Source organism: Streptomyces tyrfis, from assembly GCF_037034285.1.
Lineage (GTDB): Bacteria > Actinomycetota > Actinomycetes > Streptomycetales > Streptomycetaceae > Streptomyces.
In genome coordinates this window covers 1-20,257 of the sequence record NZ_JBAGJZ010000060.1, presented here as the reverse complement: position 1 = coordinate 20,257, position 20,257 = coordinate 1, and the positions used below count along the sequence as shown (strand labels likewise).

Sequence of the window (20,257 nt, the reverse complement as noted above, 5' to 3'; positions counted from 1 at the left end):
TGTGGAGCAGTGGCGACATGATCCACCGTCAGCCGGAATGCGATGGCGCGCCATCGGGGAGCGCCGCATTCGAGCTACGCCGTGGGCTCATCGGGTGGCGCGGCGCTGATAATCACCCGTTGGATCGCATGCGAGGCGTCGCGAGGTTTGAACGGCGACCTTCCACCCGTTTGCCGAGGTTCCGGCGCTGTCGTCCGGTCGGCCCGAGGCGATCCCGGACGACCCCGCGCCGGTCCTGAACTCCGCCTGGGGGAACGGTGGTTGGCGGGCGCTCTCGATGTGCCTGGCGCCCGGTGCGCGCGTACCGCCCGAGGCGGTCGCACCGGCCGTCCGCCCCGGACCGCCCGCGAATCCACCGTGCGGCGTACAAGAGGCGGAGAGACGCGCCGACGCCGGGTTACTTGTCTTCGGCCACCCCGATGTGGTCCAGGGCGAGGCGAACGGGTGTGCGTACGGGCCCACGTGGCTTCGGCCCGTCGAGCCCCGGGCTCGCGTGACCCCGGTTCGTCGGGCCCCGGGCCGCCCGGCCCCAGGTTCGTCAGGCCCCGGGTTCGTCAGGCCCCGGTCCGTTTCAGTCCTGGTCCGCTCAGTCCTGGTCCGTGAGCGCCGCCGCGGTGGCGCGTACGAAGGCTTCCGGATTGTCCAGCATGATGTTGTGGCCGCAGTCCGGGACCGCGACGACGGACACCCCGGCGTCCCTGAGCGCGTCGGCGCCCGGGAGCGGGCCGTCGGCCTCGGGCAGCAGGTAGGCGCGGGGGATCTTCAGGCTCAGCAGCAGCTCGCGCAGGGTGGGAACGGTCCCGCGGACGAGGTGGACGGCGCTGCGGTGGAGGGCTTCCCGCCCGGCGAGGCGCATGGTGGACCACCAGTGCGGACCGACCCGGTCGCGGACCTCCGCCCAGCCGCCCGCCGAGAACTCCCGCTCGGAGTACGCGGCGATGCCGCTGCTGCCGCTCGCGCCGGGGACCGGCGGGATCGGGTCGAGATTGGCGTCGACCAGGACCAGGCGGGAGACCAGACGGGGGTGACGGGCGGCCAGGACGATGGCCACGGAGCCGCCCATGCTGTGCGCGATCAGCTCGGCGCCGGTGACGTTCGCGGAGACGAGCGCCGCGGCGAGGGCGTCGGCGTGCGACTCCAACGTGTAGTCGAAATCCGTCGGCCGGTCGCTGATGCCGTGCCCGAGCAGGTCGATCAGCAGCGAACGGTGACCGGCCAGCAGCGGATGGACCGCGACCTCGGCGAAGTAGGCGGGCGATGTCGCGCCCAAACCGTGCACGTAGACGCGGGACGGCTCCCGGCCCGGCAGTTCGACCCAGCGGATCCGGTCGCCCTCGGCCGTCACGGTGGCGGTGCGCACAGCCTGCTCTCTCTCCTGTGGTCGGGGTCGGTGGTGCCGGACGAGCGTAGCCGTACGGCCGCACGAGCGGGCATGCCACCGTCGCACGAGCGGGCATGCCACCGTCGTACGCGCGGGCACGTCACTGCCGCAGGGGCCGGCGTCCAGCGGCATAGGGCTGTGTCCACGACGCCCCCGCCCGGCTCATGGCCGCCTCGCCGGACGGCCAGGCCCCCGCGCGCCCGCCAGGGATTACGGGACAGCCCTCAGTTCAGCAACGCCCGTGCCGAGCGGGCGCGTTGGCGGATTTCCTCGGCCGCCTCCGGCTCGATCCGGGCCACCACGTCCGCGTACTCCTCCATCTCCGCCGCCCCGCGGAGGAACTGTCCGCTCTGCACCAGCAGCTGCGCCCGCTCGTAGCGCAGCCTGGCCGGGTGCGAGGGCAGCCGCAGCGCGAGGTCCACCGCCCACAGCGCCACGTCCGTGTGCTCCGGACGGGCCGCCGCCCACGCCCTGACGTTGTTCAGGATCCGCAGCACGATCTCCAGCGGCCGGGCGGGCTCCAGCATCGACTCCTCCAGCGGCGCCCCCGTCGTCCCGGCCACCAGCAGCCCGGCGTCCCGTTCCGTCATCGGGCGGCCGCCCTCGAAGGGATCGACCAGCACCCGTTCCGACGGGTCACCGAACCCGACCACGAAATGCCCCGGCAGGGCCACCCCGTACACCGGGGCGCCCGCCCGCCGGGCCACCTCGATCCACACCACCGACAGCAGGATCGGCAGCCCGCGCCGTCGGCGCAGCACCTCATGGAGCAGCGACGACTCCAGCCGCCGGTAGTCCGCCGAGGAACCCGCGAAACCGCACCGCTCGCCGAGCAGCCCGGCCAGCGCCGAGGCCCACGCCCGGCCGCCCCGCAGCCCGTACGGAAGCCGGCCGGCCAGCTCGTCCAGCTCGATCTGCGCCGCGTCGATCCCGTCCTCGCCCAGGGCCGGGTCGGCCACCGCGGCCAGCAGCAGGCACAGCTGCGCCAGGTCCGGCCGCTCGGCGCGCGCCTCGGCGGCGAACCGCCGGTACAGCTCCTCGCGGTCCGGGCGCTCCGGGCGGCCCTGCCGCCCGGGCCGGTCAGCGTTCATCGGACACCACGCCCCCTCACGCCGACCGGAAGTGGTGGTACCGGTGATGGACCGCGAACCCCATGGCGTCGTACAGCGCCCGCGCCGCCTCGTTGTCCTCCTCCACCTGGAGCCACGCCGCCGACGCGCCCTCCTCCAGGGCCCGGCGGGCGAGCGCGGTCATCACGGCGGTGGCGAGGCCCCGGCGGCGGTGCGCGGGGTCCACCTCGACGGCCATGAACCCGGCCCACCGCCCGTCCACCACGCACCGCCCGATCGCCGCGGGTGCCCGGGCGGCGGCCGCGTCCGAGCCCCCGCCGGCCGCGTCTCCGGCCCCGCCGGCCTCCGCGCTTCCACCGGCCCCCGCGCCCTCGTCGGCGTCACCGGCCTCACCGCCCCCGGGCGCGCCCTCGGCCGGCACGGAGGCGAACCACACCGAGGGGCCGCCCCGCAGCACCTCCAGGACGTGCGCCCCCGGGGTCTCGAAGCGCTGGTAGCGGGAGAGCCACGCGGGATCGAGGTCCCGGCTCAGCCGCACCCGCGCCACATCGGCGTCCAGGTCGCCGATCGGGGCCAGCGCCGCGACCCGTACCTCCGTCGTCACCTCGCGCCGCCAGCCGCGCTCCTCCAGCTCCGCGCAGAGCCGCTCCTGCGTGCCCTCCGCGCCGGTCGCGACCTGGAGATACGCGGGCAGCCCGCGCTCCCCGTACCACCGCTGGACGCGCCGGAGCGCCTCGTCGAGCGGCACGCCGGGATCGCCGAGCGGCAGCACGGAATTGGCGCGCCGGGTGAACCCGCGCGCGGCCCGCAGCCGCCAGTCGCCCAGGGCCTCGCTCTCCACCGGGGGCCAGGATCGGGCGCAGACTCGGGCGAGCTCCTCGAAGGCGACCGCGGGCACCCCGCGCCGCCGGGCCGGGGCGGCGGGCACGACCTTGCCCGCCACCAGTTCCGACTCCGGGATGCGGACGGACTCCCCGCGCCGCGTTGTGATCGACAGCACACCGTGTTCCCACGATGTGAGAACGCCGACCGTGTCGCTGAAGCCCGCCTCCCGCGGGCCATGCCCGGACGCACGTCGGACTGATACCCGTTTGCCCACGTCAGTCGGTGCAATTCGGACGGTGAGTCGTCCGCCGATGGTGAATTCCACAGCTCTGTCCGCCCCTCCTGTTCGGTTCGTGCCCGGGAACGGAGATACTAGGGGTGGGCATCGACGACGCCGCGCTCCCGCGCGAGAGCCAACGCCCTACCGAGGAGGAACGACAGCGTGACCTACGTCATCGCGCAGCCTTGTGTCGACGTGAAGGACAAGGCCTGCATCGAAGAGTGCCCCGTCGACTGCATCTACGAGGGCCAGCGGTCCTTGTACATCCACCCGGACGAATGTGTCGACTGCGGAGCCTGTGAGCCGGTGTGCCCGGTCGAGGCCATCTTCTACGAGGACGACACCCCGGAGGAGTGGAAGGACTACTACAAGGCGAACGTCGAGTTCTTCGACGACCTCGGGTCGCCGGGTGGTGCCTCCAAGCTGGGCCTGATCGAGCGCGACCACGCGTTCATCGCCGCGCTGCCGCCGCAGAACCAGTAATCGGCGGGCCGCACGTGCGTCGCCCCGGTCCCGTACGGCTCGTCACCGTGCGGGACCGAGGCGTTTTCGCGCACCGGCGGCCCCCGGTGGTCCGGGCGGCCCCCGGCCGGCCCCGCGCCTGTCGTCGGCCCCGCGCCGTCGAATGACGCCGCCCGTCCACCCGTACGAGAAAGCAGAGATCCGTGTCCGCAGTCTCCTCCCGTCTCCCGGTCTTCCCCTGGGACAGGCTCGTGCCGCACAAGACGACGGCCGCCGCCCACCCGGACGGCATCGTCGACCTGTCGGTCGGCACCCCCGTCGACCCGGTGCCCGAGCTGATCCAGGGGGCCCTCGTCGCCGCCGCGGACAGCCCCGGCTATCCCACGGTCTGGGGGACCGCCGCACTGCGTGACGCGATCACCGGCTGGGTGGAGCGGCGGCTCGGCGCGGCCGGGGTCGCGCACGAGAACGTGCTGCCGGTCGTCGGCTCCAAGGAGCTGGTGGCCTGGCTGCCCACCCAGCTCGGACTCGGCCCGGGCGACAAGGTCGCCCACCCGCGCCTGGCGTACCCGACGTACGAGGTGGGCGCCCGGCTCTGCGGGGCCGAGCCCGTGGTCTACGACGACCCCACCGAGCTGGACCCGGCCGGTCTCAAGCTCCTCTGGCTCAACTCGCCGTCCAACCCGACCGGCCGCGTCCTGGCCAAGGACGAGCTGATCCGGATCGTCGCCTGGGCGCGCGAGCACGGCGTCCTGGTCTTCAGCGACGAGTGCTACCTGGAGCTGGGCTGGGACGCGGAGCCCGTCTCCGTGCTGCACCCGGACGTCTGCGGCGGCACGTACGACGGCGTGGTCGCCGTCCACTCGCTCTCCAAGCGCTCCAACCTGGCCGGGTACCGTGCCGCCTTCATCGCGGGCGACGCGTCCGTGCTCGGGGAGCTGCTGCTGATCCGCAAGCACGGCGGGATGATGACGCCGGCCCCGGTCCAGGCGGCGGCGGCCGCGGCCCTGGGCGACGACGCGCACGTCGCGGAGCAGCGCGCCCGGTACGCGCGACGGCGGGCCGCCCTGCGCGAGGCACTGGAGTCCCACGGCTTCCGGATCGAGCACAGCGAGGCGAGCCTCTACCTGTGGGCGACGCGGGACGAACCCTGCTGGGACACCGTGGCCCATCTGGCGGAGCTCGGCATCCTGGTCGCGCCGGGGGACTTCTACGGCCCGGCCGGCGACCGCTTCGTACGGGTGGCGTTCACGGCCACGGACGAGCGGGTGGCCGCCGCGGTCAAGCGCCTGACCGACGGCTGACGGAGGGCCCGGCGGCCGGGGAACGCGAGGAGCCGGGGCACGCGAGGGGCCACGGGAGGCGCACCCACAGGGGTGGCTCCCGCGGCCCCTCGCGTGTGTGAGGAGGCGTACCCACAGGGACGGCGGCTCCTGCGGCCCCGCGTGCGCGAGGAGGGGGCGGCCCGGGACCGGATCAGCCGATCGGCAGGCCCCGGGTGGGCAGGCCGCCCTTGGTCGCGGCACCCGCGGTGTCGCCGAGGACCTTGCCCGCGTTGCCCGCGGCGCCCCCGGCGGTCTTCTGCACGGTCGGGACGGTCTCGGACTGCGCCTTGCCGACGGTCTTGCCCGCGGCCGGGAGCGTCGTCCCGACGAGCCTGCCGCCGGTCTCGCCCGCCGCCTTGGTGCCCTGCTTGGACACGCCGTCGACCGTCTTGCCGAGACCGGAGCCGTCGACGGAGGTCAGACCGCCGAGCTCCGGCGTCTGCGGGAGCGGGGCGGCACTCGCGGCTCCGGCCGCGCCGACCACGGGGGCCGCGCCCGCGGCGAGCAGCAGGGCGGCACGGGTGATGCGGCGGGTCAGGGGGAGGGACATGATGCTCCTTACGACGGGATGAGGAATCTGCCTGTCCGTTGATCGGACGCAATGACAACCGTCATGAGGGCGGGAGAGGTTGCGGTGGGCCGAGGTAAAGACTCGGTAACGCCGCTCCCGGCCCCCGGCGGAGGAACCCGGACGGGCGGCGCGTTCCCGGTGTACCCGATGAATGTCTGACGACACGTCAGTTTGCCGTGCGGGCAGGGGATTCGGGCTCTCGCCGAGGGGCGCGGGCGGGGGTGGCGCGAGGCGGCGTCACGGGGGTGCCCGATGACGCCGCCGGGTGATCGTTCGTTCTACTGTGCGAGCTTCATGCGGACCTTGTCGGTGGTCGATTCCGAGCGCTCCGTGCGCCAGCCCGACCCGGCCTTCCACACCCGGTCTCCGTACACGACCTCGGCCAGGCCCAGGGACTCGGAGCGTGCGACCGCCCAGTGCGCCAGCTCCCAGCCGCGCCGCTCCGCGTCGTCCTCGTCGGAGTCGGGCGTCGCGCGCACCGGCACCGCGACCGTGTTCGCCGCCGCCGGCGCGCCGGCCGCGCCCCTCGCGCCCCCCTCGGATCCGCCGGAACTCTCCGACGCGCCGGAACCCCCGGACCCGCCGGGGGGCCCGGACGCGTCCGAGCCCTCGGACACCGCCGAGTCCCTGGACGTCCCGGAGCCCCGGGAGCCCCGGGAGCCCTCGGAACCGGCAGAGCCTTCGGGGCCCTCGGTCCCGTCGGAGTCCTCGGACGCCAGGGACGCCTCCGTCGAGGGCAGCACGTCCTTGCCGAAGTCGCGGACCAGTTCCGTGCGCACCTTGGCCGCGTCGGCCACCGTGCCCGTCACCCGCGGCGGATTGCAGTTCAGGGTGGCGGGCGTACGGCCGGTCAGCGCGGCCGCCAGCAGCGCCGCGTCCGGCTCGTGCTTCGCGTACGCCTGCGGGAAGCCGCTGCGCTGCACCCGCTGCGCGGCGACCGTCAGCGGCAGCCGCGAATAGCCGGGCACCTCGGCCAGGTGCCGGTAGAACTGGCCCGCGGAGTACACCGGGTCCATGATCTCGGCCTCGGTCCCCCAGCCCTGCGAGGGCCGCTGCTGGAACAGCCCCAGCGAATCCCGGTCGCCGTGCTCGATGTTGCGCAGCCCGGACTCCTGCAGGGCGGTCGCCAGCGCGATCGTCACCGCGCGCTCGGGCATCCCGCGCGAGGTGCCGACGGCGGAGATCGTCGCGGCGTTCGACGCCTGCTCCAGACTCATCCGATAGGTGCGGTTCTTGCCGGAGGAGCCGTCGGCGGACTCGACGGTGCACCCCTGGGCGACGGCTTTACCGGTTATGTACTGGATGAGCACGTAGCCGCCCAGGGCGGCGAGCACGACGAGGGCGGCCGCGACACGGAAGAGGCGGCCGAGGCCGAAACGGCGGCGGGCTGAGGAGTCGGTCCGGGGCACGGGGCCACCGTACTTGAGTACCCGTCCGGGGCCGAGGGCCCCAGGTCCCCTTCGTCGGCCCGGCCGGTCCGGACGGGACCGCCGGACGCCGCACGGGCCGGTCCGCCGGGCCTCGGACACCGGGCTCCCGCGACGGTCGGTCTATGGTCGGTGCCATGACCGAAAGCACCCTTGACCTCACCCTGGACGGCCCCGCGCTGACCGCCCGTCTCGTCGACTTCCCGTCGGTCAGCGGCCAGGAGAAGGACCTCGCGGACGCCATCGAGGCGGCGCTGCGGACCCTCCCGCACCTGACCGTCGACCGGCACGGCAACAACGTCGTGGCCCGGACGCACCTGGGCCGTGCCGAGCGGGTCGTGCTCGCCGGACACATCGACACCGTGCCGATCGCCGACAACGTGCCGTCCCGGCTCGACGACGACGGCGTGCTCTGGGGCTGCGGCACCTCCGACATGAAGTCGGGCGTCGCCGTCCAGCTCAGGATCGCCGCCACCGTGCCCGAGCCCAACCGCGACCTCACCTTCGTCTTCTACGACAACGAGGAGGTCGCCGCGCACCTCAACGGCCTCGGCCACATCGCGGAGGCCCACCCCGACTGGCTGGCGGGCGACTTCGCCGTCCTGCTGGAGGGCTCCGACGCCGAGGTCGAGGGCGGCTGCCAGGGCACCCTGCGGGTCTTCCTGCGCACCGAGGGGGAGCGGTCCCACTCCGCGCGCAGCTGGATGGGGTCCAACGCCATCCACGCCGCCGCCCCGATCCTGGCCCGCCTCGCCGCGTACGAACCGCGCCGCCCGGTCATCGACGGCCTCGAATACCACGAGGGCCTGAACGCGGTGCGGATCGAGGGCGGCGTCGCCAACAACGTCATCCCCGACGCCTGCACCGTCGTCGTCAACTACCGCTACGCCCCGGACCGGACGGCCGAGGAGGCGCTGGCCCACGTCCGCGAGGTCTTCGCGGACTGCGGCGTCGCGCAGTTCGTCGTCGACGACCACTCGGGCGCGGCCATGCCCGGCCTCTCCCACCCGGCGGCCAAGGCGTTCATGGCGGCGGTCGGCGGCACCGCCCGCCCCAAGTTCGGCTGGACCGACGTCTCCCGCTTCGGCGCCCTCGGAGTGCCCGCGGTGAACTACGGGCCGGGCGACCCGCTCCTCGCGCACAAGCGGGACGAGCACGTGCGGGTCGACCGGATCAGCCACTGCGAGGAGCGGCTCCGTTCCTGGCTGACCAGCTGACCAGCTGACCAGCTGACCGGCTTGGCCTGCTCGGCCGGCTGACCGGCCGGGCCGGCTGCCGGGCCGGTGGCCCACCCGGCTTCCCGGCCTCCCAGCTGCTTGGCTTCCCGGCTGCCCGGTCGACCGGCCGTCGGGCGGGGCCGGGAGACGGGCCGCGGGCCCGGGGCCGGTCGCCCGACCTCGGGGATTCTCCCGCGCGTAACCTCCGTGGATCTACGCTGACCTGACAGAGACGGTCATCGCGGACGACGGATGGCTGTCGACCGTCGTCGGAGGGAGCAGGTCATGGGCAACCCCGAGGGAGCGCAGGTCCCCGAGGAGCAGCGGCTCGGACCGGTACTGCGCCGCAGGGAGCAGGTGCAGCCGGGCACCACGGACCAGCGGCTGCTGGACACCGAGGGCGACTCCGAGTGGGTGCACACCGACCCATGGCGGGTGATGCGCATCCAGTCGGAGTTCGTCGATGGGTTCGGCGCCCTCGCCGAGCTGCCGAGCGCCATCAGCGTCTTCGGCTCGGCCCGGACCCGTCCCGGCGGCCCGGACTACGAGGCGGGCGTGCGGATCGGCCGGGCCTTGGTCGAGGCCGGCTTCGCGGTGATCACCGGCGGCGGCCCCGGCGCCATGGAGGCGGCGAACAAGGGGGCGCGGGAGGCCAGGGGCATCTCGGTGGGGCTCGGCATCGAGCTGCCCTTCGAGTCCGGTCTCAACCCGCACGTCGACATCGGGGTCAACTTCCGCTACTTCTTCGTCCGCAAGACGATGTTCGTGAAGTACGCGCAGGGCTTCGTCGTCCTGCCGGGCGGCCTCGGCACCCTCGACGAGCTCTTCGAGGCGCTCACCCTCGTCCAGACCGGCAAGGTCACCCGCTTCCCGATTGTGCTGTTCGGCACCGCCTACTGGAGCGGGCTGGTGGACTGGCTGCGGGACACGGTGGTGGCGCAGGGCAAGGCGTCCGAGCGGGACCTGCTGCTGTTCCACGTCACGGACGACGTGGACGAGGCGGTCGACCTGGTGACCAAGGAGGTCGGCCGGTGACCGTGACCAAGGAGGTCGGCCGGTGACCAGCGGTTCCTTCCGGGCCGCCCGCCGGTGACGGACGGGAGGGCCCGGGCCGTCGGCCGGTGAGCGGCGGCGCGGAGACGGCGGCCGGCCGGCGGCCCGGGACCTTCGTGGTCTTCCGGGTCTTCGTGGTCCTCGGGGGCCCTCCGGCCTCGGGGGCCTCCGAGGCTTCGAGGCCTTCCGGTCCTGGGAGTCTTACGGTCCTGGGACTTCCGGTCCTGGGAGTCTTCCGGGGCTTCGGAGGCTGTCAGGGTGCGGCGGCGGCCGCGTCAGGCGAGTCCGCGCCTCGCCACCGCGGGCTCCCGGAGCCCCGCGATCGACGCGACCATGTCCAGCACCTGCCGCGTCTCCGCCACCTCGTGCACCCGGTACACCCGTGCGCCCAGCCACGCCGACACGGCCGTGGTCGCCAGCGTCCCGATCACCCGCTCCTTGACCGGGCGGTCCAGCGTCTCGCCCACGAAGTCCTTGTTGGACAGCGACACCAGGACCGGCCACCCGGTCTCCGCCATCTCCCCGAGCCGACGCGTGGCCTCCAGCGAGTGCCGGGTGTTCTTCCCGAAGTCGTGACCGGGGTCGATCATGATCCCGTCCGGCCGGACCCCGAGCCCGACCGCCCGCTCGGCCAGCCCCACCGTCACCCGCAGGATGTCCGCCATCACGTCGTCGTACGCGACCCGGTGCGGCCTGGTCCGGGGTTCGGCGCCGCCCGCGTGGGTGCACACCAGGCCGGCCCCGTGGCGCGCGGCGACCTCCGCGAGCTTCGGGTCGACCCCGCCCCACGCGTCGTTCAGCACGTCCGCGCCGGCCTCGCAGACCGCCTCGCCGACGTCATGGCGCCAGGTGTCGACGCTGATCACCACGTCCGGGTGACGGCGTCGCACCTCCGCGACGAACCCCACCGTGCGGCGGGCCTCCTCCTCGGCCGTCACCTCCGCGCCGGGGCCCGCCTTCACCCCGCCGATGTCGATGATCGCCGCGCCGTCCGCGACCGCCTGCTCGACCCGGGCCAGCGCGGGCTCGTCCCGGAACGTCGCGCCCTGGTCGTAGAAGGAGTCCGGAGTACGGTTCACGATCGCCATGATCACCGGCTCGTGCGCATCGAATTCGCGCCGTCCCAGCCGCAGCGCACCGCTTCGCATTCCGTGTCTCTCCTCTGGCCGGATCACCCTTGGTCGCCTGCGACCCTAGTGCCCCTCCCGGTTCCGGCGCCGTCACGGCTCCCGTGGTCTCGTGGCTCCGGTGTCCTCCCGGCACCGGTGTTCCGCCCGGTGGGGGCGGTGTCCCGGCGGCGGACCCGGTGTCCCGGTACGGCAGGACCGCGCCGTGCGGGGCACCGGCTGTCGGTGCCGCGTGGCACGATCGGACGCGGACAGGTTTCCGCTCCCGGGGAGATGCGCGTGTTCTGGTTCTTGCTGCTGACGATGGTGGTGGTCGTGTCCGCGGTCACGCTCGCGGTGGTCGGCGGGGGGAAGAGCGCCGTCCTCCAGGACGTGGCCCCCGAGCGGCTGACGGACCCGCTGCCCGCGACGCGCGCGGTCGGCCGTGCGGACGTCGAGGCGCTCCGGCTGCCGGTGACCCTGCGCGGGTACCGCATGACGGACGTCGACGACGCGCTCGACCGGCTCGGCGCCGAGCTCGCCGAGCGGGACGCCCGGATCGCGGAGCTGGAGTCGGCGCTGGCCGGCGCGCAGGCGACCGCGGTCGGCGGTCCCGGCCTCCTCAAGCGGCCGGAGGATGACTCGCACCCGGAGCCGGAGCGGCCGGAAGACGACCCGCACCCGGAGCCGGAGCGGTCCGAGGACCGTTCGAGAACCCCCTGGGACACTTCCTGGCAGGACGAGCCCCCGCAGCACGAGCCCCCGCAGCACGGGACCCAGCAGCACGCGTCCGAGCGGACGGAACACACCGGAGAGGAGCCCCGGCGATGAGCGGAGGCACACAAGCGGCACCGGACGGCGGCCTGCGCTGCCCCTGGGGGCTTTCCACCGACGACTACCTCGTCTACCACGACACCGAATGGGGCCGTCCCGTCCACGGCGACGACGCCCTCTTCGAACGGCTCTGCCTGGAGGCGTTCCAGTCGGGCCTGTCCTGGCTGACGATCCTGCGCCGCCGGGAGGGCTTCCGTTCCGCCTTCGCCGGGTTCAAGATCCCCGCCGTGGCGGCGTTCACCGACGCCGACAAGGACCGTCTCCTCGCCGACGCGGGCATCATCCGCAACCGGGCGAAGATCGAGGCCACCCTGGCCAACGCCAGGGTGCTGGCCGAGTGGCGCTCCGGCGAGCTGGACGAGCTGATCTGGTCCCATGCCCCCGACCCCGGCGGCCGCCCGGCCCCGCGCACCGTCCAGGACGTTCCCGCGGTCACGCCGGAGTCCACCGCGCTGTCCAAGGACCTCAAGAAGCGCGGCCTGCGCTTCATCGGCCCGACGACGGCCTACGCCCTGATGCAGGCGTGCGGCCTGGTCGATGATCATCTTGCCGACTGCGTGGCACGCGGCGGCGGGGAGGTGCGCGACTCCGCGGCCTGACCCGGCGCCGGGGCCACGAGCCGGCCGGGACGCGGACACCGGGGGCCGGCCGACGAGCGGCGGCGGCCGGCGGCCGCCGGGTCCGGCCGGCCGCCGGCCGAGGGCTACCGGCCCAGGTACTTCGGCTTCTCCTTGTCCAGGAACGCCCGCACCGCGATCGCGTGGTCCTCGGACACGCCCGCCTTCGTCTGGAGTTCGTCCTCCTTCTCCAGCGCCTCGTCCAGCGAGTGGGCGGCGCCGTAGGCCAGGGACTCCTTGAGCGAGGCGTACGCCACCGTGGGCCCGGAGGCCAGCGCGCGGGCCACGGCGGCGGCCTCGGCGGCCAGGTCGGCGGCGGGCACCAGCTTGTTCACGATGCCCAGCTCATGGGCCTCCCGCGCGGAGATCGAGCGCGGGAAGAACAGCAGATCGGCGGCGCGGCTCTGCCCGATCAACCGGGGCAGGGTCCAGGAGACGCCCGAGTCGGCGGTGAGCGCGACCCCGGCGAAGGACGTGTTGAAGGAGGCGGTGTCCGCGACCACCCGGTAGTCGCAGGCGAGCGCGAACCCGAAACCGGCCCCGGCGGCGACCCCGTTCACCCCGGCGACGACCGGCTTGGGCATCTCCGTGATGGCCCGCACGATCGGGTTGTAGTGCTCCCGCACCGTGCCCAGCGCGTTGCCGCTGCCGGACTCGCGGACCTCCGCCAGCTTTCCGACGTGCTCCTTCAGGTCCTGGCCCACGCAGAAGGCCCGCCCCGTCGCGGTGAGCAGCACCGCCCGTACGGCGGTGTCGGCCGCCGCGGACCGCAGCGCGTCGCGCAGGCCCTCCTTGGTGGGGGTGTCCAGGGCGTTCATCGCCTCGGGACGGTCGATCGTGATCGTCGCGAGCCCCTCGCCCACCTCGTAGCGCACGCTGTCCGCCGTCTCGTCGGCCATGTCGCCGTCCCCTCTGCTCGCCTCGGCGATTTCTCTGTCGAGGCAAGCATGGCCCGGTCCGGCCACGGGCGAACATGTGACCTGCGTCTAACAATCGCGTTCAGATGCGCTCGGGTGAGGGGGCGAAGAGGGCGGAGTATCGCAGGCCGGTCCCCGAATTGGGTGGTTTTGAGTGCGCGCGTTGCGCAAGCGATGCCGACCGATGTTGGTCATTGGGGTCTGTGATGCGGGATAATGGCCTGGAAGCAATGTGTTCGATGCCGGTGACACAGCGCCTGTCATGGGGCCGCCGGTTGCGATGAGCTGGTTTCAGGAAGGGGAACGAGCATGGCGGCCATGAAGCCGCGGACGGGCGACGGCCCGCTCGAGGTGACCAAGGAGGGGCGGGGCATCGTCATGCGCGTTCCGCTCGAAGGCGGCGGTCGGCTTGTCGTGGAGCTGACGCCGGACGAGGCCGACGCGCTCGGTGACGCCCTCAAGAAGGTTGTCGGCTGAGCCGAGGCTCCCACACTTCGGCGCTGCCCCGGCACGATCTCCTCGTGCCGGGGCAGCGCTGTGTCGCGACTCTGTCACGGTTGTGTCGCACACGCCTGTGTCGCGGAGCGCCGCGCCGCGGACGGATCCGGTCGTTCCCCGCGGCGGTCCGGTCACGACCGGTCACGCCACGCGCCGCGGCCGTGCCCGTCCATGCGCGGTCGGGAAAGCGTCACGGCCGCTCGGAATCGTTCGCCCTCGATCACGCCAGGTGCCGGTTCTCCCGCCGGCCCGGCCCAGGGGCGGGTGCGGCCCCGACCGTGACGGATCACACGTCCGGTCCGCCCGTCAGCCCCGTCGTACCGCGCACAGTAGACCGTTGCCCACCGGCAGCAGCGTCGCCATCAGCTCCTGGCTCTCCCGCACCGCCCGCAGCAGCTCGCGCAGCCGCAGCACCTCCGCGGGCTGCGCCGCCGCGTCGACCGTGCGCCCGTCCGCGAACACGCCCTCGAAGCAGACCAGGCCGCCGGGGCGCAGCAGGCGCAACGATTCCGCGAGATAGTCCAGGCTCTCCAGCCGGTCCCCGTCGCAGAACACCAGGTCGTATCCGCCGTCAGCGAGCCGGGGCAGCACGTCCAGGGCCCGCCCCGGAATGAAACGCGAACGGTTGGCGGCGAAGCCCGCCGCGCGGAACGCCTCCCGGGCGAACTGCTGGCGCTCGGGCTCCGGGTCGACCGTAGTGAGGACCCCGTCGGGCCGCATCCCGTACAGCAGATAGAGTCCGGACACACCGGTCCCGGTGCCGATTTCGGCCACGGCTTTGGCGTCCGTGGTGGCAGCGAGCAGGCGCAGCGCTGCGCCGGTACCAGGCGACACCGGGCGAAGCCCTGCCTCCCGGGCCCGGTCCCGGGCCCAGTGCAATGCTTCGTCCTCGGCGACAAAGGCGTCGGCGAACGCCCAGCTCGTCTGCCGGTTGGCGGTAATGACCCTCTCCTGTCCCCGTAGTTGGCGCAACCGTGACTGTATCCGCTGCGCCCGGGAACCCGCAGATGGGACCGGACGTTGTACGGGAACGGGGAGAGCCCGTGGAGAACGGCCCGGAGGACCGGGCCGGGCGCCGCGGGCCCTGTTTCCGGGGCGATCCCCGGCCCCAGCAGGAAAAAGGCTTATCCGGAGCTAACGGGCGAGGTGGCTATGGTAGGGGCTCCGCTGGACACCACCAGAGCCGATAGGGGAGGTGCGGCTGCGCCTGCGGATCGGGGAGGAGTGCTCAGGCGCCTTCTCAGGTCGGCGGGTGAGCCGAAATCCGTGACCGACACCGCTGACCGTTCTTCCACCGACTCCGCGCAGACCGCGACCTTCGCCTCCGATGCGGACTCCCAGGCGTGGACGCCGCCCTCATGGGAAGAGATCGTCAGCACGCACAGCGGCCGGGTCTACCGCCTCGCCTACCGTCTGACGGGCAACCAGCACGACGCCGAGGACCTCACCCAGGAGGTCTTCGTCCGCGTGTTCCGGTCGCTGTCGACCTACACCCCGGGCACCTTCGAGGGCTGGCTGCACCGCATCACGACCAACCTGTTCCTGGACATGGTCCGCCGCAAGCAGCGGATCCGCTTCGACTCCCTCGGCGACGACGCCGCCGAGCGGCTGCCGAGCCGCGAGCCGTCCCCGCAGCAGGTCTTCAACGACGCCCATTTCGACGCGGACGTGCAGCAGGCGCTGGACACCCTCGCGCCCGAGTTCCGCGCCGCCGTCGTGCTCTGCGACATCGAGGGCCTCTCGTACGAGGAGATCGCCGCGACGCTGGGCGTGAAGCTCGGCACCGTGCGCAGCCGCATCCACCGGGGCCGCTCGCACCTGCGCAAGGCGCTGCGGCACCGTTCGCCCGAGGCCCGGCGTGTCGAGCGGCCCTCGCTGGCGGGCGTCGTCCTGGCGGGGGAGGGCGGAACGGCGTGAGCGGCACAGGTCCCACCCCCGCGGAACAGCACCTGGGGGACCGGCTTGCCGCGCTTGTCGACGGCGAGCTGAAACACGACGTCCGCGAGCGGGTCCTCGCCCATCTCGCGACCTGCGGCAAGTGCAAGGCCGAGGCGGCCGCCCAGCGCCGTCTGAAACGGGTCTTCGCGCAGGCCGCCCCGCCGCCGCCGTCCGAGGGGTTCCTCGCCCGGCTGCAGGGCCTCCCCGGGGGCGCGGCGGGCGACGGCGACGGCCGGCAGGGTCCGTTCGGCGGGCCCGGGCGGTTCGCCGACGGCTTCCTTCCCGTGATCCAGCCGCCCCGCGGCCGCCCGGGCGGCGGCGAGGGCGCGGGCGACGGTCCGGGTGCGGGCGACTTCGGGTACCTCCCGGTCCCGCACGGCTCGACCGCCGTGCTGCCGGGCGGGCCGTCGCGCGACGGCTTCCGGCTGCCCGGCGGCTCCGCCCGCGAGGGCTTCCGGATCCATGAGACCGGCCGCGAGACGGACCGGCCGTCGTGGCGCGGCCGGAGGTTCGCCTTCGCCGCCGCCGGCGCCGTGTCGCTGGCGGCCATCGCCCTCGGCGGGGCCCTGCAGACCGGCGCCGGCGCCGGCACCACTGCCAGGGCCGCCGGCACCGGGAAAACCGTGACCCCGCTCGACACCGTCCGGGGCGAGAGCGGCGGCTCGGCGAGCCGCCGCAACGGAAACGGCCAGAGCGCCCCCGCCGCGACGGAGGCGTACGACCGCTCCGGCGCGCCCGCCGCCCCGCCGGCCCCCCAGGTGGCCACCCTCGCGCCCTATGTCGCGCCCACGCTCTCCACCGGGAGCCTCCCGGGCCTCGTGGGCGCGGGTTTCTCGGACCTCTCGGACCTCCCGCGTCTCCCGCACAACACCCTCGACCTCCAGGCCCTGCCCCAGGTGTCCGCGCCGCCGCTGATACGCCCGACCGGCACCACCCCGCTCTTCGCCCGGGTGCTGGGGCGGTCGGCGCCGTCCTCCCCGACCCCCTCGCCGGTGCCGTCCGTCCAGCCGTCCTGGACGGACCCGCCGGCCTCCGCCCTCCCCACGCCCCCCGCCGACCACGCCCTGCCGCTGTCCTCCCGGCACTGAACGAGGTCTGCGCAGACATTCGCAAACCTGGTTGAATTCCGGGTGGAGTTCCGGGATGGGCGCCCCGCCCGGGGCGCGGAGGCCGGTCGCGGCAGTTGCGGGGAGAGCATGGAAGACGGGAAGTCCACCGGGCCGAAGGCGAAGTGGTGGAGCAGGCCCACACCGGGACACGACACCCGTACGACGCCCGACGAGCCGCCCTCCGCGGAGCACACCGGCCCGGGCGCCGACGTGCCGCAGCCGCCGTACGCGGCGCCCGCCGTGCCCGCCACGCCTCCGCCGCCCGCCGGGGCGGACCGCCCGACGGACCACGCGGGCGGCTCGGCCGCGGCGCACGCGCCCGCCGCTACAGCGGTCCCGGGCCCGGCGGACGCGCCCGACACGCCCGATGCGACGGACGGGACGGACGCGGCGCAGGCGACGAAGGCCATGGACGCGCCGGTCACCGCCCCGCCCGCCGTGCCGTCGTCCCCGCCGGCCGGACCGGTGCCGACCGGGTCCGCGACCGCTCCTGAGCCGACGCCCGTTCCCGGGCCCGCGTCCGCCGTCGACGCCGCGGCGCCGTCGTCCCCGGTGACCGGGGCCCCGGCGCCCGTGCCGGCCGCGCGGACCGTACGGCCCCTGCACGAGCCCGACGAGTACAGCACCCCGCCGTACGGCGAACCCGGCCCCTGGGCCCCCGCGCCCCCCGTCCAGCGGCCGGTCCCGACCCCGGCGCACGGCACCCCCGTGCCCCCGCAGTACCCGGGGACCGACGGCGCGGGCGTCCACACCGCCCCCGCGCCCGGCTTCGCCCACCCCGCACCGCCCGCGCACCAGCCGCCCCCGCACACGGCACAGCCCGGTCCCCAGCCGCACGCGGCGCATCCCGGTCCTCAGCCGGCGCACCCCGGGTCCCAGCCGGTCCAGTCGGCGCAGTGGCTCCAGTACGACCCCTGGGGCGCCCCGCACCAGCCGCTGACCCACCCCGGCCCGGCGACGGGCGGCGACGGCGGACGCGGGAAGAGCCGCCGCGGCTCCCTCCTCGTCGGCGCGCTGCTCCTCGCGCTGGTGGCGGGCGGCATCGGCGGCGGCGTCGGCTCGTACATCGAGCGCAACGGCGGCCTCACCCGGGTCGAGCTCCCGCAGGCCGGCCGGAGCAGCGGCGGCCGGGCCCCCGACAGCGTCGCGGGCATCGCCGCCAGCGCCCTGCCCAGCGTGGTCACGCTCCACGTCAGCGGCACCACCGAGGCGGGCACCGGCACTGGCTTCGTGCTCGACAAGAGCGGCCACATCCTCACCAACAACCACGTGGTGGCCCCGGCCGGGTCATCCGGCCGGATCACGGTCACGTTCAGCGGCGGCGAGACGGCCCGCGCCGAGATCGTCGGCAAGGACAGCGGCTACGACCTGGCCGTGGTCAAGGTCAGCGGCGTCTCCGGCCTCAAGCCGCTGCCGCTGGGCAACTCCGACAACGTGCGGGTCGGCGACCCGGTGGTCGCCATCGGCGCCCCCTTCGACCTGTCCAACACGGTGACGTCCGGCATCATCAGCGCCAAGGACCGCCCGATCACCGCGGGCGGGGAGAAAGGCGACGGCAGCGACATCAGCTACGTCGACGCGCTCCAGACGGACGCCCCGATCAACCCCGGCAACTCCGGCGGCCCGCTCGTCGACGTCGACGCCCACGTCATAGGCATCAACAGCGCCATCCGCGCCGCCGACAGCGGTTCGAGCACCGAGGGAGGACAGTCCGGATCCATCGGTCTCGGCTTCGCCATCCCGATCAACCAGGGCAAGCGCGTCGCCGAGGAGCTGATCAACACCGGCCGGGCCACGCACCCCGTGATCGGTGTGACCCTCGACATGAAGTACGCGGGCGACGGCGCCAAGGTCGGCGTCGAGGGCTCCGGCGGACGGCCCGCCGTGACGCCCGGCGGGCCCGGGGCCAAGGCCGGGATCAGATCCGGCGACGTCATCACCGAGGTCGACGGTCACCGGGTGCACAGCGGCGAGGAGCTGATCGTGAAGATCCGGGCGCACCGGCCCGGTGACCGGCTGGATCTGGGCCTGACCCGCGAAAGCAAAGAGCTCTCCATCTCCGTGACGCTCGGCTCGGCGACCGGCGGCTGACGGCCGTGGGACGCTACCGTCCGGGCCGGGCCGACCGGTACCGTGGGGCGGGTCCGGACCACACCCGACCTGGTCGCGGAGAACACGAGGAGCGACAAGGTGTTCAATGACATAGGCGTACTCGAGCTGTTGACGCTCGCGATCATGGGCATGCTGATCTTCGGTCCGGACAAGCTGCCCAAGGTCATCCAGGACGCCTCGCAGTTCCTCCGCAAGATCCGTCAGTTCTCGGAGAACGCCAAGCAGGACATCCGTTCGGAGCTGGGTCCGGAGTTCAAGGACTTCGAGTTCGAGGACCTCAACCCCAAGACGTTCATCCGCAAGCAGCTCATCGAGAACGGCGACGAGCTCGGGCTGAAGGAGATCCGCGAGAGCTTCGACCTGCGCAAGGACCTGGACGAGGTCGCCGACGCGGTGAACGGCCGGGAGCCCGCGGCCCTGGAGCCCGCGGACTCCGGGAGCGGCACGTCGGGCGGTTCGGCGGTCGGGGCCGCCGACGGCTCCTCCGGCACCCCGGACCTGCTGAAGAAGCGGCCCCAGCCCACGAAGCACGATCACCCGCCGTTCGACGCCGACGCCACCTGACAGCAGTCAATCCCGGGTCGTCCGGACGGTATGGCTATTCTCCATCTGTCCGGTTGTGAGGGCCCGTGGGGAGCGGGCCGCTCCGGACCCCATGGATCGAGGAGGCGGCCGGGCAGATGGAGACGACCAGTCGGGTGGGCGCGGAGGACGCGCCGGGCACAGTCACCGAGAAGGGGACGTCGGCTGCCCGGCGCACGACCGACGGTTTCCTGGCCGCTCCGTTTCCCTGGTACGGACTGGACGGGGCCTTCACCGGAACGCGTCGGCTGATGCAGGTGGGCACGGCCGCGGACGGTCTGGTGCAGCACGGTTCCATCGGCCACGGCGACGAGCCGTCGATGCGCGTCGACGCGGGCGCCGAGAAGAGACAGCGGTTCGCCGTCGTCGTGACGGTGGCCGGAAACCCGGTGCGGCGCAGCGGCGACGGCACCGGCGTGCTGGAGGCGACCACGGCCTCCTCCGCCGCCTGGCTCGCCGGGTCCGGGCTGCTCGCCTGCACCTGGCCCGCCCACCTGGACCACGCGCTGCGCGACGACTGGCTCGATCAGCAGACGGAGACGGCGTTCGAACTCGCCGACGATCTGGACGGGCCGGCCTGGTCGCTCCTGTCGCTGCCGGTGGACGGCGCGCCGGTGCCGTTCCACTACCGCGAGTCCGAGTTCGGCTGGGTGCTCGCGGGGTCGGCGGCGCCCGGCGGGGTGCACATCGGCGCCTACGGGCGGGGGATGAGCGCCTACGGGCTGGGCTTCGCGGTCATCGACGACATCGCGGCGTACGCGTAGGCCGCTCGGCAGGGCGCGCGCGACGGCACGGGCCGTGCCGGGCGCGGCCCCCGGGCAGCGAGTGCGGACGGACACCGCGCGCACGCCCCTGGGGGCGGATGCGCGGTCGCACGGACGTGGGGACGGCGTACTGTTCGAGGGCGCGGTCCGCTCGCCCAACGGCGAGGAC

At 74.0% G+C, this 20,257-nt stretch carries 19 protein-coding genes and 1 pseudogene; 12 read left to right on the top strand and 8 right to left on the bottom strand.

Annotation, left to right across the window (positions count from 1 at the left end; translation table 11 throughout):
* Positions 1-586: 586 nt before the first annotated feature.
* The 3 genes from WA762_RS31630 to WA762_RS31620 all read right to left on the bottom strand — a co-directional run bounded on the left by WA762_RS31630 (position 587) and on the right by WA762_RS31620 (position 3,601).
* A complete protein-coding gene (locus WA762_RS31630) occupies positions 587-1,360 on the bottom strand; it encodes an alpha/beta fold hydrolase (RefSeq protein ID WP_335940582.1) in 774 nt (257 codons plus the stop codon).
* 245 nt (positions 1,361-1,605) lie between these two features.
* A complete protein-coding gene (locus WA762_RS31625) occupies positions 1,606-2,472 on the bottom strand; it encodes a transglutaminase-like domain-containing protein (RefSeq protein WP_335940580.1) in 867 nt (288 codons plus the stop codon).
* Positions 2,473-2,488: 16 nt separating this feature from the next.
* Positions 2,489-3,601 (bottom strand): GNAT family N-acetyltransferase, encoded by a 1,113-nt coding sequence (locus WA762_RS31620; RefSeq protein ID WP_335940578.1) that lies wholly within the window; start codon positions 3,599-3,601, stop codon positions 2,489-2,491.
* A 117-nt stretch (positions 3,602-3,718) separates the two neighbouring features.
* Between WA762_RS31620 and fdxA the strand changes: the two genes are divergently transcribed.
* Together fdxA and dapC are read left to right on the top strand one after the other, a co-directional pair.
* Positions 3,719-4,039, top strand: coding sequence for a ferredoxin (gene fdxA / locus WA762_RS31615; RefSeq protein ID WP_018956287.1), 321 nt, complete (start codon positions 3,719-3,721; stop codon positions 4,037-4,039).
* A 182-nt stretch (positions 4,040-4,221) separates the two neighbouring features.
* The gene (dapC, locus tag WA762_RS31610; protein WP_335940574.1) at positions 4,222-5,322 is read left to right on the top strand and encodes a succinyldiaminopimelate transaminase; all 1,101 of its coding nucleotides are present in this window, start codon (positions 4,222-4,224) and stop codon (positions 5,320-5,322) included.
* 172 nt (positions 5,323-5,494) lie between these two features.
* Here the strand turns inward: dapC and WA762_RS31605 are convergent, their stop codons facing one another.
* Together WA762_RS31605 and WA762_RS31600 are read right to left on the bottom strand one after the other, a co-directional pair.
* Entirely contained in the window at positions 5,495-5,893 is a 399-nt protein-coding gene (locus tag WA762_RS31605) for an ATP-binding protein (RefSeq protein WP_335940572.1), read from the bottom strand.
* Between the two features lie 299 nt (positions 5,894-6,192).
* Complete coding sequence (locus WA762_RS31600) at positions 6,193-7,323, bottom strand: VldE C-terminal domain-containing protein (RefSeq protein WP_335940571.1); 1,131 nt, start codon at positions 7,321-7,323, stop codon at positions 6,193-6,195.
* Positions 7,324-7,478: 155 nt separating this feature from the next.
* Between WA762_RS31600 and dapE the strand changes: the two genes are divergently transcribed.
* Together dapE and WA762_RS31590 are read left to right on the top strand one after the other, a co-directional pair.
* Positions 7,479-8,558: a succinyl-diaminopimelate desuccinylase gene (gene dapE, locus WA762_RS31595; protein WP_335940569.1), complete on the top strand. Its 1,080-nt coding sequence runs from the start codon at positions 7,479-7,481 to the stop codon at positions 8,556-8,558.
* A gap of 285 nt (positions 8,559-8,843) precedes the next feature.
* Positions 8,844-9,593 carry an LOG family protein gene (locus WA762_RS31590; protein ID WP_335940568.1) on the top strand — a complete coding sequence of 250 codons (750 nt, stop codon included), beginning with the start codon at positions 8,844-8,846 and terminating at the stop codon, positions 9,591-9,593.
* A 293-nt stretch (positions 9,594-9,886) separates the two neighbouring features.
* Here WA762_RS31590 and folP read toward each other — a convergent pair whose 3' ends face one another.
* Positions 9,887-10,759 (bottom strand): dihydropteroate synthase, encoded by an 873-nt coding sequence (folP, locus tag WA762_RS31585; protein WP_335940567.1) that lies wholly within the window; start codon positions 10,757-10,759, stop codon positions 9,887-9,889.
* A gap of 258 nt (positions 10,760-11,017) precedes the next feature.
* Here folP and WA762_RS31580 point away from each other — a divergent pair.
* Positions 11,018-11,395: pseudogene (locus tag WA762_RS31580) on the top strand (DivIVA domain-containing protein); the annotation flags it as partial.
* Between the two features lie 149 nt (positions 11,396-11,544).
* Complete coding sequence (locus WA762_RS31575) at positions 11,545-12,150, top strand: DNA-3-methyladenine glycosylase I (RefSeq protein ID WP_335940565.1); 606 nt, start codon at positions 11,545-11,547, stop codon at positions 12,148-12,150.
* Positions 12,151-12,254: 104 nt separating this feature from the next.
* Here WA762_RS31575 and chcB read toward each other — a convergent pair whose 3' ends face one another.
* A complete protein-coding gene (gene chcB, locus WA762_RS31570) occupies positions 12,255-13,067 on the bottom strand; it encodes a 2-cyclohexenylcarbonyl CoA isomerase (RefSeq protein ID WP_335940564.1) in 813 nt (270 codons plus the stop codon).
* A gap of 327 nt (positions 13,068-13,394) precedes the next feature.
* Here chcB and WA762_RS31565 point away from each other — a divergent pair, with 327 nt between their 5' ends.
* A complete protein-coding gene (locus tag WA762_RS31565) occupies positions 13,395-13,562 on the top strand; it encodes a DUF3117 domain-containing protein (protein ID WP_003966491.1) in 168 nt (55 codons plus the stop codon).
* 327 nt (positions 13,563-13,889) lie between these two features.
* Here the strand turns inward: WA762_RS31565 and WA762_RS31560 are convergent, their stop codons facing one another.
* A complete protein-coding gene (locus WA762_RS31560) occupies positions 13,890-14,555 on the bottom strand; it encodes an O-methyltransferase (RefSeq protein ID WP_335940370.1) in 666 nt (221 codons plus the stop codon).
* 180 nt (positions 14,556-14,735) lie between these two features.
* Between WA762_RS31560 and sigE the strand changes: the two genes are divergently transcribed.
* From sigE to WA762_RS31535, 5 genes are all read left to right on the top strand, one after another.
* On the top strand, positions 14,736-15,500 hold the full coding sequence (sigE, locus tag WA762_RS31555) for an RNA polymerase sigma factor SigE (protein WP_335940369.1): 765 nt from the start codon (positions 14,736-14,738) through the stop codon (positions 15,498-15,500).
* Positions 15,497-16,609 carry an anti-sigma factor family protein gene (locus WA762_RS31550; protein ID WP_335940368.1) on the top strand — a complete coding sequence of 371 codons (1,113 nt, stop codon included), beginning with the start codon at positions 15,497-15,499 and terminating at the stop codon, positions 16,607-16,609. The genes sigE and WA762_RS31550 overlap by 4 nt, the downstream gene beginning before the upstream one ends.
* A gap of 108 nt (positions 16,610-16,717) precedes the next feature.
* On the top strand, positions 16,718-18,721 hold the full coding sequence (locus tag WA762_RS31545) for a trypsin-like peptidase domain-containing protein (RefSeq protein WP_335940367.1): 2,004 nt from the start codon (positions 16,718-16,720) through the stop codon (positions 18,719-18,721).
* A gap of 99 nt (positions 18,722-18,820) precedes the next feature.
* The gene (locus WA762_RS31540; protein ID WP_335940365.1) at positions 18,821-19,306 is read left to right on the top strand and encodes a sec-independent translocase; all 486 of its coding nucleotides are present in this window, start codon (positions 18,821-18,823) and stop codon (positions 19,304-19,306) included.
* 116 nt (positions 19,307-19,422) lie between these two features.
* Complete coding sequence (locus WA762_RS31535) at positions 19,423-20,088, top strand: hypothetical protein (RefSeq protein ID WP_335940363.1); 666 nt, start codon at positions 19,423-19,425, stop codon at positions 20,086-20,088.
* Positions 20,089-20,257 lie beyond the last annotated feature (169 nt).

Excerpts from the sequence above, each read along its gene's own strand:
- WA762_RS31625 (WP_335940580.1), bottom strand. The coding sequence starts at position 2,472 with ATGAACGCTGACCGGCCCGGGCGGCAGGGCCGCCCGGAGCGCCCGGAC.
- WA762_RS31605 (WP_335940572.1), bottom strand. The coding sequence starts at position 5,893 with ATGTCCCTCCCCCTGACCCGCCGCATCACCCGTGCCGCCCTGCTGCTC.
- dapE (WP_335940569.1), top strand. The coding sequence starts at position 7,479 with ATGACCGAAAGCACCCTTGACCTCACCCTGGACGGCCCCGCGCTGACC.
- WA762_RS31590 (WP_335940568.1), top strand. The coding sequence starts at position 8,844 with ATGGGCAACCCCGAGGGAGCGCAGGTCCCCGAGGAGCAGCGGCTCGGA.
- folP (WP_335940567.1), bottom strand. The coding sequence starts at position 10,759 with ATGCGAAGCGGTGCGCTGCGGCTGGGACGGCGCGAATTCGATGCGCAC.
- WA762_RS31575 (WP_335940565.1), top strand. The coding sequence starts at position 11,545 with ATGAGCGGAGGCACACAAGCGGCACCGGACGGCGGCCTGCGCTGCCCC.
- chcB (WP_335940564.1), bottom strand. The coding sequence starts at position 13,067 with ATGGCCGACGAGACGGCGGACAGCGTGCGCTACGAGGTGGGCGAGGGG.
- WA762_RS31565 (WP_003966491.1), top strand. The coding sequence starts at position 13,395 with ATGGCGGCCATGAAGCCGCGGACGGGCGACGGCCCGCTCGAGGTGACC.
- sigE (WP_335940369.1), top strand. The coding sequence starts at position 14,736 with ATGGTAGGGGCTCCGCTGGACACCACCAGAGCCGATAGGGGAGGTGCG.
- WA762_RS31545 (WP_335940367.1), top strand. The coding sequence starts at position 16,718 with ATGGAAGACGGGAAGTCCACCGGGCCGAAGGCGAAGTGGTGGAGCAGG.
- WA762_RS31535 (WP_335940363.1), top strand. The coding sequence starts at position 19,423 with ATGGAGACGACCAGTCGGGTGGGCGCGGAGGACGCGCCGGGCACAGTC.